The sequence below is a fragment of the Nonomuraea sp. bgisy101 genome, from assembly GCF_057708945.1.
In genome coordinates this window covers 90,337-106,867 of record NZ_JBYITD010000019.1, presented here as the reverse complement: position 1 = coordinate 106,867, position 16,531 = coordinate 90,337, and the positions used below count along the sequence as shown (strand labels likewise).

Below are 16,531 nucleotides of genomic sequence, written 5' to 3'. Positions count from 1 at the left end.
CGCGTTCTACAGTGCACACCGGACACGCGAGAAAGGACGGGCGTGAGCGATATCGAGTCAGACGCCCACCCCGCCGAACTGGTCGATCGGCTCGAGGCGGTCGGTGTCCAGCTCTGGGCGGAAGCCGGTGAACTGCGGTTTCGAGCGCCCCGCGGGGTGCTGACCGATGACGACCGAGCGGAGCTGCGGCAGCACCGGTCGACGCTGCTGGAGTACCTGAGGCAGGACGTCGGCCCGAGCCTGCTCGTGGCGGACCCGGCCAACGCCGGCGAGCCCTTCCCGCTCACCGACATGCAAACCGCCTACCTGCTGGGGCGAAGCGACGGCCTGGACTACGGCGGTGTGGGCTGCCAGGTCTATCTCGAAGCCGACCTCGCCGACGTCGACCCGCGACGGCTGCCCGCCGCCTGGCGGCAGCTCATCGAGCGGCACCCGATGTTGCGGGCAGTGGTCGATGAGCGGGGATTCCAGCAGGTACTGTCCCACGCTCCCGCCTTCGAGATTCCCGTTGTGGACCTGCGTTCCGAAGCGGCGGAAGACGTGTCCGCGGTTCGCGAGCAGATGTGCGACCGCTCGTATGAGCCAGGCCGTTGGCCGATGTTCGACGTCAGGTTGTCGCTGACGGCGCAGCGCTCGGTGCTGCACCTCTCGTTCGACTTGCTGATCGCCGACTTCATGAGCGTCCAACTGCTGCTCGACGAGTTGCACCAGCTCTGCCAGGCCCCAGACGAACCGCTGCCCGCACTGGATCTCACCTTCCGTGACTACCTCGCGGCGCAGACGCGCCTTGCGGATCGGCGGGGTCACCGCCGCGCGCGTGACTACTGGTGGGCACGGATCGACGATCTTCCGCAGGCGCCGAGGCTGCCGATGAGGGCCGACCCGCGCAAGCGCGGGCACGCCCGCTTCCACCGGTGGCAGGCCCGGCTGGCTCCCGCGCAATGGCGGCGGCTGCGAGAGCTGACCGCGAGCCGCGGACTGACGCCGTCGGGTGCCGTGCTGGCCGCCTACGCGGAGACGGTCGCACGCTGGACGTCGCAGGACCGCTTCACGCTCGGCGTGACCATGCTCAACCGGCTGCCGGTGCACCCGCAGGTCGACCGGATCGTCGGCGACTTCTCCTCCGTGGACCTGCTGGAGGTGCGGCCACGTGCGGCTGACTCCTTCACCGAGGCGGCGCGCGCGCTGCAGGCGCAGCTGTGGATGGACCTGGACCACATGGCCTGCTCCGGCGTCGAGGTGTTGCGTGAGCTCGGGTCGCGCAGGGGACGCGGCGAGGCGCTGATGCCGATCGTGTTCACCAGCGCCCTCGCGCTCGACGGGGAGTCGGCGTTCTGGCGGGACGCCACGCTGGTGCACGGCCTGACCCAGACCCCGCAGGTGTGGATCGACTGCCAGACGCTGGTGGCCGACGACGCGTTGCTCGTCAACTGGGATGTTCGCGAGGGGATCTTCCCTGACGGGCTGATCGACGACATGTTCGCGGCCTTCGAAGGCCTGCTGCACAGCCTGGCGGACAGCGACGACGGCTGGGAGCGGCCGGTGCTCGTGCCGCTGCCTGACGCTCAGTCCGAGCGTCGCCGGGCGGCGAACGCGACCGCCGCACCCGACCTGCCCGCGCACCGGTTGCTCCACGAGCCTGTGGTCCGCCAGGCCCTCCGCACACCCGATCTCCCCGCCGTCGCCGGCTCCTGGGGCACCCTGAGCTACGACGAGGTCCTCCGCCGGGCGGTCGGCCTCGCCGTAGAGCTGACGGGTACGGGCGCGCGGCCCGACACGCCGATCGCGATGATCTCCGATCGCGGCCCCGACCAGCTCATCGGCGTGCTCGGCATTCTGCTGGCCGGCGCGCCGTACCTGCCGATCGACACCAACCAGCCGCCCGCCCGCCGCGACCGGATGTTGTCCGACGCCGGTGTCACGACCGTGGTGACGCAGGAACATCTGCGCGCGGGGACGTCCTGGCCGGCCGGATCGACCGTCGTGGCCGTCGACGCGCCGGGCGGGCGCGAGACGGACGTGGACCTCGCCTCGTTCTGCCGTGAGGCGCTCGCGCGGCCCGTCCCCGACCTCGCCTACGTCGTCTACACGTCCGGCTCCACCGGGTCGCCGAAGGGCGTGCGGATCAGCCACAGAAGCGCGCTGAACACGGTGGAGGACGTGAACCGGCGGTTCGGAGTCGGTCAAGGCGACAGGATCCTCGGGCTGGCGAACCTCGGTTTCGATCTCTCGGTCTACGACATGTTCGGTCCGCTCGCCGTCGGTGGCTGTCTGGTCGTGCCCGACCACGACCGGCGTGGCCTGCCCGCGCACTGGGCGGAGCTGATCGCCAGGCACAGGGTGACGCTGTGGAACTCGGTGCCCGCTCACCTGCAGATGATGGCCGACTTCCTCTCCGCGTCCGGCGCTGACATCTCTTCGTTGCGGGTGGCGCTCCTGTCCGGCGACTGGATCCCCGTGAGCCTGCCCGATCGGATCCGCCGTCTCGTTCCCGGCCTCGAGCTGATCAGCCTCGGCGGGGCGACAGAAGGGTCGATCTGGTCGATCCACTATCCGATCGGTCCCGTCAAGGAGGGGTGGCGCAGCATCCCGTACGGTAAACCGCTGTCCAACCAGCAAATGCACGTGCTCGACCGGCGCTGGCAGTCATGCCCGGACGGTGTGACGGGGGAGATCTTCATCGGCGGCGCGGGTGTCGCCGAGGGCTACCTCGACCCCCGGCTCACGGCGGAGCGGTTCGTCGTGCACCCGCTGACCGGTGAACGGCTCTACCGGACGGGCGATCTCGGCCGGTACCTGCCGGACGGGAACATCGAGTTCCTTGGCAGGCAGGACGACCAGGTCAAGATCAGGGGACATCGGATCGAGCTCGCCGAGGTCGAGGCGGCACTGGCCGCCGATCCGCAGGTCGGCAACGCGGCCGTGATCGTGGACGATGCCAGGGATCGACGGCTGGTCGCGTTCGTCCAGCCCGCGGCCCGAGCCCGCGGCGCCGCCGAGCCGGCGTCCGCCGTGGCCGAGACGGCCGCCGCGACGGCCGACGCCGGCGCTGCCGACGTCGACCGCGCCCAGTACGTCGCCTATCTCCGGCGGCTGGACGACCTCGCGTTGTTGTGCATGCTGCGGGCGTTCCAGGACGACGGCCTGTTCCAGGACCTGGGGGAGGTGCACTCGCTGGAGCGGATCCTCGCCGGGACTCAGGCGCCGCCACAACACCATCGGGTGGTTCGCCGCTGGGTCCGGGTGCTGACCGACCACGGCCTGCTGGTCGAGGAGGGAGCCGGTCACTATCGCGCGGCTCTCCACGTCGAACCGTCCGCCATAGCGGCGGGCTGGTGCGAGGTGGACGATCTGGTCGCGCGGCTGGACCCTGCCTCGGCCAAGGTCCACGACTACTTCAAGGCGTCTACGGAAAGCCTGTCCGAGGTTCTCAGAAGCGAGGGGGGCGACGCCGTACAGCTGCTGTTCCCCGAAGGCAGGATGGACATCGGTGAGTCGCTGTACAACGTCACCCTGTTCAACCGCTGGGCCAACGAGGTCCTCACCTCCGCGGTCACGGCCGTCGCAGCCGACGCCGCGCATCCGCTGCGCGTGCTCGAGATCGGCGCCGGAGTCGGCGGCACCAGCATGGACGTCATCCCGGCCCTGGCCGACTTCGACGTGGAGTACACCTTCACCGACCTGTCGCAGTTCTTCCTCAACCGGGCCAAGGAGACCTTCGGGGAGTATCCCTGGGTGCGCTACGCGATCCTGGACATCAACACCGACTTCCGCGCCCAGGGATTCGCGCCCAACTCCTTCGACGTCGTCGTCCTGGGCGACGTCTTCCACGCGACCAGGCATGTCGGCGAAAGCCTCGCGGCGGTACGTGAGCTCCTGGCTCCGGGGGGCTGGTTGTTGTTCGCCGAGATGACCCGCGACCACTACCAGATCATGACCTCGATGGAACTGCTGCTCGGCCAGGGCGAAGACTTCGCCGACATGAGGCGCGGCCGGGACCAGACGTTCGTGTCGCACCCGGACTGGCTGAGGCTGCTCGGCGACGAGCTGGTGTTCGCCATCCCCGGGGAGCACGACGCCTTCACCGAGATCGGGTTGTACGTGTACGGCGTGCAGGTCAAGACCGACCGCGTGACGCTACGGCCGCAGCAGATCACCGAGGCCGCCGCCGGACGACTGCCGCCCGCGATGGTGCCCAGCCTGGTGCAGATCCTGGACCGGCTGCCCGCTTCCGCCACGGGGAAGGTCGACAGGGAGAGGTTGCGTGGCCTGATCCCCAAGCAGGCCGGGGTCGCGGACCTGTCGGCCGACGGGCCGGCAGACGATCTCGAGCGCCGGATAGCGGTCCTGCTCTGCGAAGTGCTCAACCTGCCGGCGGTGGGACGCTCCCAAGGCTTCTACGAGCTCGGCGGGGACTCCCTGCTCGCCTCTCAGGCGGCCGGGCTGCTCATCGAGCGGGTCCTGGAGGCGAAGCCGTTGTCGTTCAACACGCTGCTCCGAGTCCTGCTGGAGGGTCCGTCCGTGATGGCGCTGGCCGCATACCTTCGAGATGGCCCATGACCGCGATCGGGGTCATCGGCGGGTACGGATCCGTCGGCCGCGCCGCGGTGGCGCAGCTACGGGCCTGGGGGCTGGGACCGATCGTGGTCGTCGGCCGGGATCCGGCGCAGGCGGACGTCGTGGTCGACGGGGACGAACCGGCCGGGCTGGACCGGTTCTGCGCGTCATTGAGCCTGGTCGTCAACTGCACAGGCTCGCCGCCTCGGAACAGGGTGGCGGTGGCCGACGCGGCGGCGAGGGCGGGCATCCCCTACATCGACCCGGATGGGGACGAGCCGCTCCACACGCTGCTGTCGGACAGATCCTGCGCCGAGCCGGTCGTGTTGTCGGCCGGCATGCTGCCCGGCCTGACCGGGCTGCTCCCGCGACTGCTCGTGACGGAACCTGGCGGCCGGCTGGTCTGCTACGTCGGCGGACAGGACCTGTTCACGATCGCGGCGGCCACCGACTACCTGGCCGCCGTGGACAGGTCGGCCGGCCGTACGTTCGCCGTGTGGCGCGGCGGTTCCCGGGTGGAGCGAGCCGGTGTCCCCGTCATCGAGGGCGATGTTCCGCACTTCTCGGAACCGGCGAGCGGCGTGCCGTTCCTGAGTCCCGAGATGGAGCGGCTCGCGAGCCGCCTCCACCTCGCCGAGCTCGTGTTCTATTCGGTCTTTCCTGGCAGGCGGCTGCGGGCGGCCCTGGTCGCCGCCCAGCGTGACGCGGTGGACGCGGAGGCGGTCGTCAGGGCCAGCGAGCTGGACGCCTTCGGGCGTTCGCGCTACCACCGCCTGGTGTTCCAGCTGCGCGGCGAGCCGACGATGCCGACGATCGTCCTGTCGGGCCGGGGCTCCAGCGAGCTGACCGGGGCGACGGCGGCGATGACGGCCCTGGCCGTACTGGAGGGCGCGGTCGCCCCCGGCCTGCACTTCGCGGCCGACGTGCTCGATCCCGCGTGGGCCAGGGAGCGCCTGCTCGCCGCCGACGCCGTGACCGGGTTCCGGATCTTCGAGGCGGGTGCTCCGGTGGATGCGCTGGAGCCGGAGGAGGGCACGATATGACGGGGCAGACTCCGTGACCGTCACCCTGCCGCCGAAGTACGACGCGGTGGAGTTCGCGGTGCTCGACGACCCGTACCCCGGCTACCGGCGGCTGCGCGAGGCCGGGCCGCTGTGCAGGGGAGGCCCGGCGCAATGGGTGGTGACCAGGTACGCCGACGTGGCCCCGCTGGTCGGCGACGACCGGCTCGGCGCGGAGTTCGACAGGGAATACCACCGGATCGCGCTCGGCGACGGGCCCCTGGCGGACTTCTTCGGGCACGTCATGTTGAACCGCGACCCGCCCGCGCACACGGTGCTGCGCCGCCTCCTCGGCCCCGAGTTCACCACCCCGGCGGTGCGCCGGCGGCGTCGCCGCATCGACGCGCTGGTCGCCGATCTGCTCGCGCCGGTCGCCGACGGGGGCAGGTTCGACGCGGTGACGGTTCTGGCCGACAGGCTGCCGATCCGGGTGCTGGCCGAGTTCGTGGGGTTGGAAGCGGAGGACATCGACGCGGTACGCCCGCGGGCGAGGACGCTGTCGCAGGCCTTCGCCACCTACCTGGCGCAATCGGAACGAGCGGCGACGGTCGAGGCGCTGGTGTGGATGCGGGAGCTGGTGAGCGCCCGGTTCGAAGCGAGGGGAAGCGCCGCCGGCGACGACCTGATCTCCCGGCTGCGCCAGGTCGATCCGGCTGTGGCCGGCCGGCAAGCCCTGATCGACAATGTGGTGTTCCTCCTGTTCGCTGGCTTCGCGACGACGACCGACCTGCTGTCGAACGGCTGCGCCGCGCTCGCGGCCCACCCGGGCCAGATGGCGATCCTTCGCGACGACCCGGGACTGGTCCCCAGAGCCGTCGAGGAGCTGTTGAGGTTCGACGCCCCCGTCCAGGTGAAGAGCAGGCTGGTGCACCGGCCGGTCGAGATCGGCGGGCGGATGATCCGGCCGGGCCGGGTCCTCGTGCTGCACCTGGGCTCGGCCAACCACGACGAGGCCCGCTTCGAGCGGCCGGGCGAGCTGGACGTGACCCGCCATCCGAATCCGCACCTCAGCTTCGGAGGCGGAGGGATCCACCTGTGCCTCGGCGCGGCGCTCGCCCGGGCGGAGGCGGCGTCGGTGTTCACGTTCCTGGCCAGGCGCTTCGCGTCCATGGAGCCGGCCGGTCCCGCCGTACGGCGGCACACCCCGAACTTCCGCTCCTACCTCAGCGTGCCGCTTCTGGTCCACCCGTCTTGACGGGGGAAACGACCTCGGTTCCGTCGAGTTCCCCTGCGACGTACGACGCCCACATGTCACCTCGTTTGGGCTTGCCGCTGGTCGTCCGCGCGATCGATCGGCGCGGGACGTCGAGGATCACGTACGACGCGTGCTCCGTCATGCGCCGCAGCGTCGCCGCCGCAGCCGCGATCCACTCGGCGGCGGGCCGTTCGAGGAGGACCACGCCCGTCGCGCCGCCGGCCCGCGAGCCGAGTAGTACGGCCGCGCGCAGCCGCGGCACGCCTGCCTCGACCAGCGCGCTCTCGATGTCCTCCGCGAAGACCGTGCGGCCGCGGACCTTCATGGCATCGCCGAGGCGGCCGATGACGAACAGCTGCCCGTCGTCCAGGAAGCCCGCGTCGCCGGTCCACAGCACGTCGTCGCGCCATTCCGTGAGGCCCGTCGAGCCCTCGTCGGCGGGGCTCGTCGAGCCTCCGCGCCTGAAGTACCCCTCGGCCAGCGAGGCGCCGCGTATCACGATCTGCCCCAGATGCTGGTCGGGCAGCGGGTCGCCCGCTTCGTCCACGACCGTGACCTCGACGCCGTCCAGAGCGCGCCCGCACCCGACCACCCGCGGCACGTCCTCGCCCGCCGACGCCACCGGTTTGCCCAGCCGCAGTTTCTGCGGCACGACCGGAATCGTCGTGAGCTCCTCGCGCAGGGCCAGCCCGGTGACGGCGAGGGTCGCCTCCGCCAGCCCGTACGCAGGCAGGAGTGCGCGCCGATCGAATCCGAGCGGGCTCAGCAGCGCCGTGAACCGATCGAGCACGTCGATGTCGATGCGCTCCGCACCGACGATGAGGGCCCGCCAGCCGGAGAAGTCCAACCCGGTGAGGGACTCGGCCGACAACCGGCGGAGGATGTATTCGGGGCCGAAGGGCGGCATCGCGGTCATCGTGGCACCGTGCGCGCCGAAGCAGGCCAGGTAGCCGGCCGGGTCGCGGATGAACTCGGCCGGCTCCAGCAGCCACAGGTCGCGCTGGTTGGTGACAGGTGTCAGCAGGCACCCGATCAACCCCATGTCGTGGTGCACCGGCAGCCACGACGCCGTCGCGTCGCCTTCACTCATCTCCAGCCAGCTGCCGATGGCCGCCACGTTGGCGGCGAGGGCGGAGACCGGCACCCGCACACCTTTGACCCGCCCGCTCGATCCCGAGGTGAACTGCAGCAACGCCGCGCTCGCCGGCGGGCGGTCCACGCTGCCGCCGGCGGCGGCGAGCTCGGACGTGGTGCTGACCCGGCCGTCGAAGTCCAGCCGCTCCACGAGGTCGGATGCGGTGGCCACCAGGGCCGGCCGCGCGATGTCGAGGATCGCGTGGAGGTGCCGGGCGTACAGTGTGGCGTTCTGGAAGAGGTACGGCGGTGCGACCGGGCAGGGGATCGCCCCGGCGAGCATGACGGCGTAGAGCGTCGCGACGAAGTCGGGCCCGGTGGGCTCGACGATGACGACGCGGTCGTCGTGCCCGACGCCCGAGGCGGACAGCCCTCCGGCGATCCTGCGCGCCAGGCTCGCGAGGTCCGCGTACGTCCACAACTCCCACTCGCCGCCCCGCAGGAAGCGGATACCCAGGTGTGCCGCCGGCGCGTCGATCCAGGAGATGAGCGGATTGGCAATCACTTCGGGCCCTTCCTTCGTGGCGTCGGACGCAGGAGATGCTCGGGCGTTAGGGGCAGGATGTCGGATCAGCAGCGGTTCAGGCATCATGTGCGCTAAACGGTCCGCTGTCGCAAGGGCATGCCGGAGCCGGCCGAGGATGAGAACGGTGGCGAAGACTGAATGAGCAGCGAAGCCAGAGCCGATCAAGACGTTCGAGCCAGAATCCGATCGATCATCCTGCAGGTGGCGCCGAACCCCGAGGGCGTTCGCGCAAGCGAGACCAGGCTGATCGAGGACCTCGGATACCATTCGCTCGCGCTGCTCGAACTGGGCTTCACCATGGAGGACGAGTTCGATCTGCCTCCGCTCGACCAGGCCCAGGTGCAGCACATCACCACGGTCGAGGAGGTCGAGGACCTCGTTCTCGACCTGTTGCGGGCGAGCGCCGAGGGCTGAGCCAGGCGTCAGCGCAGAAACGAGTCCGAGCCCAGGTCGATGGCGTGCATGCCGTGCCTGTTCGCCATGATGGCGAACAGGCCGTCGCCATGATCGGTCCGAGCCACCAGCGTGGAGGCGACGATGCTCGTCAGCAGACCGCCGAAGGCGTACCTGCGGTAGTCGCGCCAGCAGTCGTCCACCCGCAGCTTGACGCCGTGGTCCGCCAGGGCGCGAACGTAGCGGCGTACCACGGCTCGCTCGATCGCCCGCCGCCGCGGGACGTCGAGGCTGCCGCCGAGGAAGTAGGCGAGATCGGTGGCCGCGGGCTCGTACGCGGCGGTCTGCCAGTCCAGTACGGTGATCCGGCCCTCGTCGACGACGAGGTTGTCCGCGCGGAAGTCGCCGTGGACCACCGTTCGCGGGCCGGGGCGATCACGAAGGTAGCGCTCGACCCTCGGTACGAAGAAATCGAGGAGGTCGAGGACCTGGGTGCTCAGCCGGTCGCCGAACCGGCGCAGGAAGCGGGGGTGGACGCGCTGGACCAGGGAGGCCATCCAGGCGGCGTCCGGGCCGTCGTGGCGCGGCAGCCAGGCGAGCGAGGCCGGCGCCGGGTCGCCCCACATCGGCCCGTGCAGCGCCGCGAGCTGGTCCACGGCACGCTCCACCTCGCCGGGAGCACATCCCGCTGCCTGATCGGCGACGCGGCCGTCGCCCGCGTCCTCCAGGAGCAGGGTGAACGCCCGGGTCCGCTCGTCATAGCAGGAGACGTAGCAGCGCGGGCTGCGCACCGGCAATCTGGGCGCGAGGTGCTGGTAGAAGCGCGCCTCGATCTCGTACGCACGGGTCACCTTGGCCGCCGTGCGGGTCGCGGGCGAGGCGGAGGCGAGCTTGGCGATACAGGTGGCCGGCCCGGCGCCCGCGGGCCGGTAGCTCAGCCGTACCCGGTAGGTGTCCGCCATCTGACCCGTGCCCACCGCGGTGGCGGCGACGTCGGTCACCCGGGCGGAACCGATCCATCCGGAGAGGGCCGCCGAGCACCACTGCGGGGTCATCTCCTCGATGGATCGCAGTGCTCTCACAGGACGAGGGGTAACGCGTAGAGCCCGCGCAGTCCTGCGGCGGGCTTCCACCGCAACCGGCTCGCGTCACCGCGGAAGCCGGGAAAGCGCTCGAGCAGTCGCGACAGCGCTGCCGCCCCTTCGACGCGCGCGAGCCAGGGACCCGCGCAATAGTGCGAGCCGAGGGCGAAGCCGATGTGCTGGTTGTCGGTGCGTGCCAGGTCGAGCCGGCGCGGCTCGTCGAACTCCGCCGGGTCGTTGTTCGCCGCTCCGATCAGCACCGTGACCGCCCGCCCGGCGGGAACCCGCACGCCGGCGATCTCCAGGTCCTCCGTGGCGATCCGCCAGGCAGCCTGGATCGGCGACTCGTACCTGACGAACTCCTCGATCGCCGAGGGCATCAGGTCCGGGTCGTCGGTCAGCAGCTTGCGCTGTTCCGGGAAGCGCAGCAGGGCGGCCACGGCGTTGCCGACGAGGTTGGTGATGACCTCATGCCCGGCGATCATGAGCATCATGATCAGGACGCGGAGCTGGACGTCGTCGAACTCCCCATCGCGGTGGCGCTCCAGGAGCCGGGTGATCAGGTCGTCGCCTGGCTCGGCGCGCTTGCGGTCCAACGTCTGGACGACATACGGGTCGAACTGGTGGAAGGCCACATTCATCCTCGCGATGCCGGCGCCTTTGATCAGGGGGTCGACCAGCACCAGATAGCTGTCCGACCACTCCTGGAGCTTACGAGCGTCCTGCGGCGGGAACCCGAGCAGCTCGGCGGCGACGAGGACCGGCAGCTTGGCCGAGAAGTCCTCGATGAGGTCGAACTCCTGGCGGCCGGCGGCCTCGTCGAGCAGCTTGTCCACCCAGAACTCCATCCGGGGGAGGAGCTCCGTGATCCGCCGCCTGCCGAAGTCGTGGGCGATCGCCTTGCGCATGCGCTGGTGCACCTCGTCCGGCACGGCTCCCAGCGTGTTGTCGAGCGCGTTCCTCTCGACGGGGGTGAAGCGCGCCAGGCGGAAGAACATGCGGCTGCGCAGCGAGGTGTCGAGCCCGCGGTTGCTGCTGTAGCCGCGGTCGAGGAGCGCCTCGGACGCCAGCGCATAGCTGCTGATCACGTAGGAACCGGTCACCCTGCTGTGGTAGACGGGTGCGGCCGCGCGCAGCCGGTCGAGCTGCCGATACGGATCGCGGATGTAGGCCGGGTCGTACGGGTTGTACCGGCCGGCGAGCGGACCTATCGGAAGCCGCCATTGCCGGTCCACCGCACGCTGTGCAAGTCCGAGCACAGGACGGTCCCTTCTCGGTGGTCGCGGTAGCTCCGCGTAAAGGATGGCCGCGCGCCGCGGCAGGCGGCAAACGTTCGCCCTCGGTCCTCCCGCCACATGAGGACGTGATCCTTGACCGCCGTTTTCCGGGACGGCTAACGTCCGAGGCGATCCGGGAGGCGGTCACGACGTGAAACCTGCCCCATTCGCTTACCACGCACCCACCTGCACCGAGGACGCCGTCGCCTTGCTGGCGGAACACGGCGACCAGGCCAGGCTCCTCGCCGGCGGGCAGACGCTGATGCCGCTGATGGCGAGCCGGAAGGTGCGCGGCGGGCATCTGATCGACCTGAATCGGGTGCCGGAGCTGTCCTTCGTGAGCCGAACGGACCGGTTGAGGATCGGCGCGCTGACCCGGCTGCGTCAGCTCGAGAACGACCCGGTGGTCCGTACCGCAGCGCCGCTCCTGTCCCGGGCGACGGCGCTCGCCGGGCCGGTCCAGGTGCGCAACCGGGCCACCGTGGGCGGCGCGCTGGCGTACGCGGATCCCGCCGCCGAGTTGCCCGCTGTGGCGGTCGCGCTGGGAGCCCGCGTAGAGCTGCGCGGATCGGGGGTCAGGAGCGTGCCGGCCGAGGACTTCTTCCTCGGTGCGCACCAGACCGCGTTGAGCGGTGCGGAGGTGCTCGCCGCTGTGGAGTTCCCCCCGTCCGACTCGGCGTGCGCCATCGAGAAGATCTTCCCGCGGCCCGGTCTCGCGCTGGCCGGCGCGGTGGCGGTCCTCGGCGGCGACACCTGCAGGCTCGTGCTGTTCGGCGTCGCACCGACGCCGGTGCGACCGGCGGCGGCGGAAGCGGCGCTGGCCAGGGGCGCGCCACCGGATGAGGTCGCGGACGCGGCCATGGCCGGGCTGGACCCGCACGGCACCGGTACGGCCTCCCGGCACGTGCTGGCCCGTGGCGCGGTCGCGCGGGTGGTGGCGACGGTACGAAACGAGGTGACGCATGGCTGAGCGCATTTCCGTCGAGATGACCCTGAACGGCCGGCGGCTGCGCGCCGACACGACGTCCCGTACGACGCTGGCGGACTTTCTGCGCGAGGAGTGCGGGCTCACCGCCACCCACATCGGCTGCGAGCAAGGTGTCTGCGGGGCGTGCACGGTTTCGATGGACGGCGCCACGGTCCTGTCCTGCCTGGTGCTCGCGGTGCAGGCGGACGGCGCTGAGATCCGGACCGCGGAGGGCCTCGGCGGCGGGTCGCCGCTGGCTGAGGCCCTGCACGCCGAGCACGGCATCCAGTGCGGCTACTGCACGCCCGGGATCCTGATGCGGGGCACGGAACTGCTCGGTGAGCAGGCCGCGCCGAGCGAGCAGGAGATCCGCAGCGGGCTGTGCGGGAACCTGTGCCGCTGCACCGGATATGCCACCATCGTCAAGGCGGTCGCCCGCGCTTCCTCCGCCGGCCCGGCCTCGCCACCGGCGCAGGACGAAACGGGGGCTCCGCGGCGGCGGGAGGACGAGCACCTGCTCGCCGGGCGCGGCGAGTTCGTGAACGACGTGTCCCCGCCCGGGACACTGCACGCCGCGTTCCTGCGGAGCGCCGTCGCGTCCGGGCGGATCGCGCGCGTGGAGGCAGGCGCGGCGCGGGCGCTCGACGGGGTCGTCGCGGTGTTCACAGCCGACGACCTGAACCAGCACGCCGGCTCGATGGTGCCGACACCCCTGCTGGGCACCGACGAGCCGCCCCTGCGGCCGCTGGCGGGAAACCGGGTGCACTACGCGGGGGAGCCGCTGGCCCTGGTCGTGGCGCGTGACCGCTATGTCGCCGATGACGCGCTGGAACTGATCGAGGTCGAGATCGAGCCGCAGCCCCCCGTTCTCGAGCCGGAGACCGCGGTGGACGACACCGCGGGCCTGGTGTACCCGGAGGCCGGATCGAACCTCTGCCAGGAGCTGGCCTCTCCGGTGCGGCCGAAGCTCCGGCGCGCGCTGGAAGACTCGCCGCACGTCGTGCGCGTCACCTCCCGCCAGCAGCGCCAGACCAACGCGCCGCTGGAGCCGCGGGGTGTGGTGGCCTCCTACGACCCGGACACCGGGGAACTGGTGGCGTCCATGTCGACGCAGAATCCGCACGAGGCGAAGCTGGCGATATCCAGGGTGACCGGGGTGGCGGCCGAGCGGGTGCGGGTCACCGCCCGCGATGTGGGCGGCAGCTTCGGGCTGAAGGTCTGGACCGGCCGCGACGAGCTGACGGTGGCTCTCGCCGCACGCGTGCTCGGCCGTACGCTCAAGTGGATCGAGACCCGGCAGGAGAACCTGACCGCGTCCGGCCACGCCCGGATGGACATCGGCGCCGCGACCTTCGCGCTTGACCAGGACGGACACTTCCTCGGTACCTACCTCGACCATCTCGAGGACACCGGCGCCTACCCGACCGGCGTGGTCGGGAAGGCCGGTCCGTTCGTCGGCATGATGTTCACCGGCCCCTACCGGGTTCCCCTGCACGCCTTCCGCTTCCGCTCGGTACGCACCAACACCTGCCCGCGCGGCGCCTATCGCGGGCCGTGGGCGTTCGCCACGGTCGCACGCGAGCAGATGGTGGACGAGGTGGCCCGCGCGGTCGGGCTGGATCCCCTGGAGCTGCGCCGCCGCAACATGCTCACCGCCGACGAGCTGCCCTACACCATGCCGACGCGGCTGGTCCTCGACCACGTGACCCCGGCGGAAACCCTGGAGCAGGTCGCGCGGTGGCTCGACCATCCGGGGCTTCGACGACGCCAGCGGACGCTGCTGGAGGAGGAGGGCCGCCTGATCGGCATCGGGCTCGCGATGGGTCTGGAACCGTCCAGCATCGGCACCATGGAGCCGATCGACAGGGACACCGCGCGGCTGCGGGTGGAACAGGATGGCACGGTCACCGCGTTCCTCGCGACCGGCGCGGGCGGCCAGGGCGTCGAAACGACGATGGCCCAGGTCGTGGCCGCCGAACTCGACCTCGACCTGGGCGACGTCAGGGTGGTGCAGGGCGACACAGGAGCCACGCCGTACGGCCGGGGCACCGGCGCGAGCGGCACCGCGGTGATCACCGGCAGCGCGTGCAGGGCCGCGGCCGCCGAGCTGCTGGTGACGGCGAAGCAGCTCGCGTCCGAACTCCTCGACGTCCCCGCCGACCGCGTCGAGTCGCGCCGTGGGGTGCTCGTGGACCGCCTGAACCCGGGCGTCGCACTGTCCTGGGCCCAGCTGGCCAAGGCGGCCACGGCCCAGGAGATCGCGGAAGGGCTCGGGGCGGCGCCGGGAGTGCTCGAAGCTTTCGGCCACTACAAGGCGCCCATGATGACCTGGTCCAACGCCTGCCACGGCTGCGTGGTGGAGGTCGACCGCGACCTCGGGAGGGTGCGGATCGAGCGGTACGTCGTCGCCGAGGACTGCGGAAAGATCATCAACGCGAAGGTCGTCGAGGGGCAGATCGCGGGCGGGGTGCTGCAGGGCATCGGCGGCGCGCTGTCGGAGGAGGTGCGCTACGACGCGCAGGGCCGGCCGCTGACGCTCGGGCTGGCGGAATACGTCCTTCCCACCGCGACCGAGGCGCCCCCGATCGACTTCCTGCACATCGAGACCCCCTCCCCGACGCCCGGCGGTCACAAGGGCATGGGCCAGGGCGGTGCGGCAGGCGCCCTGGCATGCGTGTTCAACGCCGTCGCCGACGCCCTGGCGCTGGTCGGCGCGCGCGTGGACCGGACACCGCTCGACCCGGAGAGAATCCTCACCGCGCTCGCAGAAGCCCGTTCCGGATCGCCGCGGCCAGCCGCTCGGCCACCATCACCGTCGTGAGATAGGGCGGTACGCCACACGGCACCGGCATCACCGAGGCGTCGGCCACCCACAGCCCGTCCACCCCGAGGACGCGCCCTTCCTCGTCCACCACGGTTCCCCGCTCGCCGGCCGGCCCCATCCGGCAGGTGCCCGAGGGGTGGTACAGCGTGCGGCAGTTCTCCCGTAGCCACTGGTCGAGGGCTCCGTCCGGCCGTGCCTGGCGGCCCTCGACGACCTCGCGGAAGGCGGGGTGATCGAGTAACTCGGCGGCGTGCAGGACGGCGTCGCGCAGCCGGTCCAGGTCGCCGCGATCGCTGAGCAGGCGAAGGTCGAGCGAGGGGTCGTCGGCAGGATCCCGGCTGCGCAGCCGTACGCTGCCGGTGGACTCGGGCCGCATGAGCGAGACCATCAGCCCGCCGGAGGCGGGGCCGACCGTCCGATCCAGAGGGAGGACCTGGATGTCGTCGGCCCGGCCCGCGCGCAACAGGCAGCAACCTGAATCGGTCTCCAGCGACCGCGCGGCGGCCGCCTCTGTCAGCCGGAAGCCCAGCATCACCGCGGGATGGTCGCTCAGCCCTGCGCCGACGCCGGGAAGCGGGGCGACGATCTCGATGCCCAGCGGGCCGAGCCGGTCCGCTGGACCGACCCCCGATCGCAGCAGGATGGCGGGGGAGTACACCGCGCCGGCGCACAGCACCACAGCCGGCGCGGACACCACCTCGCGGTGCCCCTCGGCGGCCAGTTCGACGCCGCGCACCCGGCCGGCGGAGAAGAGCACCCGCGACACCAGGTGCCGGCCGGCGACCCGCAGCCGGGGGCGGCTCCTGGCCGGTTCGAGGTGGCTGTCGTTGCTGGAGACGCGCATGCCGTCCCGGCGATGCCACGCCGCCGGGGAGATCCCGGTGCTGCCCTCCGCGTTCAGGTCGCGATGCTCGGGGTGGCCGAGTCCGACCGCGGCGGTGTACAGGGCCGTGCTGACCGGCCCGCGCCGGTCAGCGGGCACGCGAGAGATCGGCACGGGGCCGCGCGAGCCGTGGCCGGGGTGGCCGCCGAAGTCCATGTCCCGTTCGAGGCGGACGAACGCAGGCTGTACGGCCGGCCAGGACCAGCCGGCGCAGCCGGCGCGTACCCAGGCGTCGAAGTCGGCCGGCGTGCCGCGCACCGCGAGCTGGCCGTTGATCGCCGAGCTTCCGCCCGCACCCCGCCCGCACGCGTAGGCGCGCGGCGGCTGGTGCTCGGTGAGCCGGGCCAGCAGCCCAGGCCAGCGCAAGGAACGCATGGCCAGCGCCCTGCCGATGTCGGTTCCCCGCACCGCGGCAGGGGCGTCGGCGCTGCGATAGTCCGGCCCTGCCTCGACCAGCAGCACGTCCGCTGAACCTGCCTCAGAGAGCCGGGCGGCTACCACCGCACCGGCCGCTCCGGCCCCTACTACCACGACATCGGCGGCTCGCGGAACCCCGCAGTCTCCGGCTGGCACGGTGCACATCATGGCGCTCTCAGCCCTCCGCCACCAGACTGATCGTGGTAGCGAGCACT

10 protein-coding genes are annotated in these 16,531 nt (G+C 71.5%); 6 read left to right on the top strand and 4 right to left on the bottom strand.

Annotated elements, in window-relative coordinates; genetic code table 11:
• Window positions 1-42 precede the first annotated feature (42 nt).
• The 3 genes from AC3EO4_RS31815 to AC3EO4_RS31805 are packed head-to-tail and all read left to right on the top strand — an operon-like array spanning window position 43 to window position 6,813.
• Window positions 43-4,560, top strand: a complete 4,518-nt coding sequence (locus AC3EO4_RS31815) for an amino acid adenylation domain-containing protein (protein WP_431899015.1) — start codon at window positions 43-45, stop codon at window positions 4,558-4,560.
• The gene (locus AC3EO4_RS31810) at window positions 4,557-5,600 is read left to right on the top strand and encodes an SDR family oxidoreductase (RefSeq protein WP_431899013.1); all 1,044 of its coding nucleotides are present in this window, start codon (window positions 4,557-4,559) and stop codon (window positions 5,598-5,600) included. The genes AC3EO4_RS31815 and AC3EO4_RS31810 overlap by 4 nt, the downstream gene beginning before the upstream one ends.
• A 13-nt stretch (window positions 5,601-5,613) precedes the next feature.
• Entirely contained in the window at window positions 5,614-6,813 is a 1,200-nt protein-coding gene (locus AC3EO4_RS31805) for a cytochrome P450 (RefSeq protein ID WP_379582405.1), read from the top strand.
• On the opposite strand, the gene AC3EO4_RS31800 is transcribed toward AC3EO4_RS31805, so the two are convergent.
• Window positions 6,782-8,452 (bottom strand): AMP-binding protein, encoded by a 1,671-nt coding sequence (locus AC3EO4_RS31800; protein ID WP_431899011.1) that lies wholly within the window; start codon window positions 8,450-8,452, stop codon window positions 6,782-6,784. The genes AC3EO4_RS31805 and AC3EO4_RS31800 overlap by 32 nt on opposite strands.
• Before the next feature lie 159 nt (window positions 8,453-8,611).
• Between AC3EO4_RS31800 and AC3EO4_RS31795 the strand changes: the two genes are divergently transcribed.
• Window positions 8,612-8,887, top strand: coding sequence for an acyl carrier protein (locus tag AC3EO4_RS31795; protein ID WP_379582401.1), 276 nt, complete (start codon window positions 8,612-8,614; stop codon window positions 8,885-8,887).
• An 8-nt stretch (window positions 8,888-8,895) separates the two neighbouring features.
• On the opposite strand, the gene AC3EO4_RS31790 is transcribed toward AC3EO4_RS31795, so the two are convergent.
• Window positions 8,896-9,948, bottom strand: coding sequence for a phosphotransferase family protein (locus AC3EO4_RS31790; RefSeq protein WP_431899009.1), 1,053 nt, complete (start codon window positions 9,946-9,948; stop codon window positions 8,896-8,898).
• Window positions 9,945-11,207, bottom strand: a complete 1,263-nt coding sequence (locus AC3EO4_RS31785; RefSeq protein WP_431899007.1) for a cytochrome P450 — start codon at window positions 11,205-11,207, stop codon at window positions 9,945-9,947. Before AC3EO4_RS31785 ends, AC3EO4_RS31790 begins: the two co-directional genes overlap by 4 nt.
• A 169-nt stretch (window positions 11,208-11,376) precedes the next feature.
• Between AC3EO4_RS31785 and AC3EO4_RS31780 the strand changes: the two genes are divergently transcribed.
• Together AC3EO4_RS31780 and AC3EO4_RS31775 are read left to right on the top strand one after the other, a co-directional pair.
• Window positions 11,377-12,195, top strand: coding sequence for an FAD binding domain-containing protein (locus tag AC3EO4_RS31780; protein ID WP_431899005.1), 819 nt, complete (start codon window positions 11,377-11,379; stop codon window positions 12,193-12,195).
• A complete protein-coding gene (locus AC3EO4_RS31775) occupies window positions 12,188-15,013 on the top strand; it encodes a molybdopterin-dependent oxidoreductase (protein ID WP_431899003.1) in 2,826 nt (941 codons plus the stop codon). Before AC3EO4_RS31780 ends, AC3EO4_RS31775 begins: the two co-directional genes overlap by 8 nt.
• Here the strand turns inward: AC3EO4_RS31775 and AC3EO4_RS31770 are convergent.
• The gene (locus AC3EO4_RS31770) at window positions 14,946-16,481 is read right to left on the bottom strand and encodes a GMC family oxidoreductase (protein ID WP_431899001.1); all 1,536 of its coding nucleotides are present in this window, start codon (window positions 16,479-16,481) and stop codon (window positions 14,946-14,948) included. The genes AC3EO4_RS31775 and AC3EO4_RS31770 overlap by 68 nt on opposite strands.
• Window positions 16,482-16,531: the final 50 nt, after the last annotated feature.

What these genes read in the sequence shown, in the direction of transcription:
- AC3EO4_RS31795 (WP_379582401.1), top strand. Translation starts at nt 8,612, where the DNA reads ATGAGCAGCGAAGCCAGAGCCGATCAAGACGTTCGAGCCAGAATCCGA.
- AC3EO4_RS31810 (WP_431899013.1), top strand. Translation starts at nt 4,557, where the DNA reads ATGACCGCGATCGGGGTCATCGGCGGGTACGGATCCGTCGGCCGCGCC.
- AC3EO4_RS31775 (WP_431899003.1), top strand. Translation starts at nt 12,188, where the DNA reads ATGGCTGAGCGCATTTCCGTCGAGATGACCCTGAACGGCCGGCGGCTG.
- AC3EO4_RS31770 (WP_431899001.1), bottom strand. Translation starts at nt 16,481, where the DNA reads ATGTGCACCGTGCCAGCCGGAGACTGCGGGGTTCCGCGAGCCGCCGAT.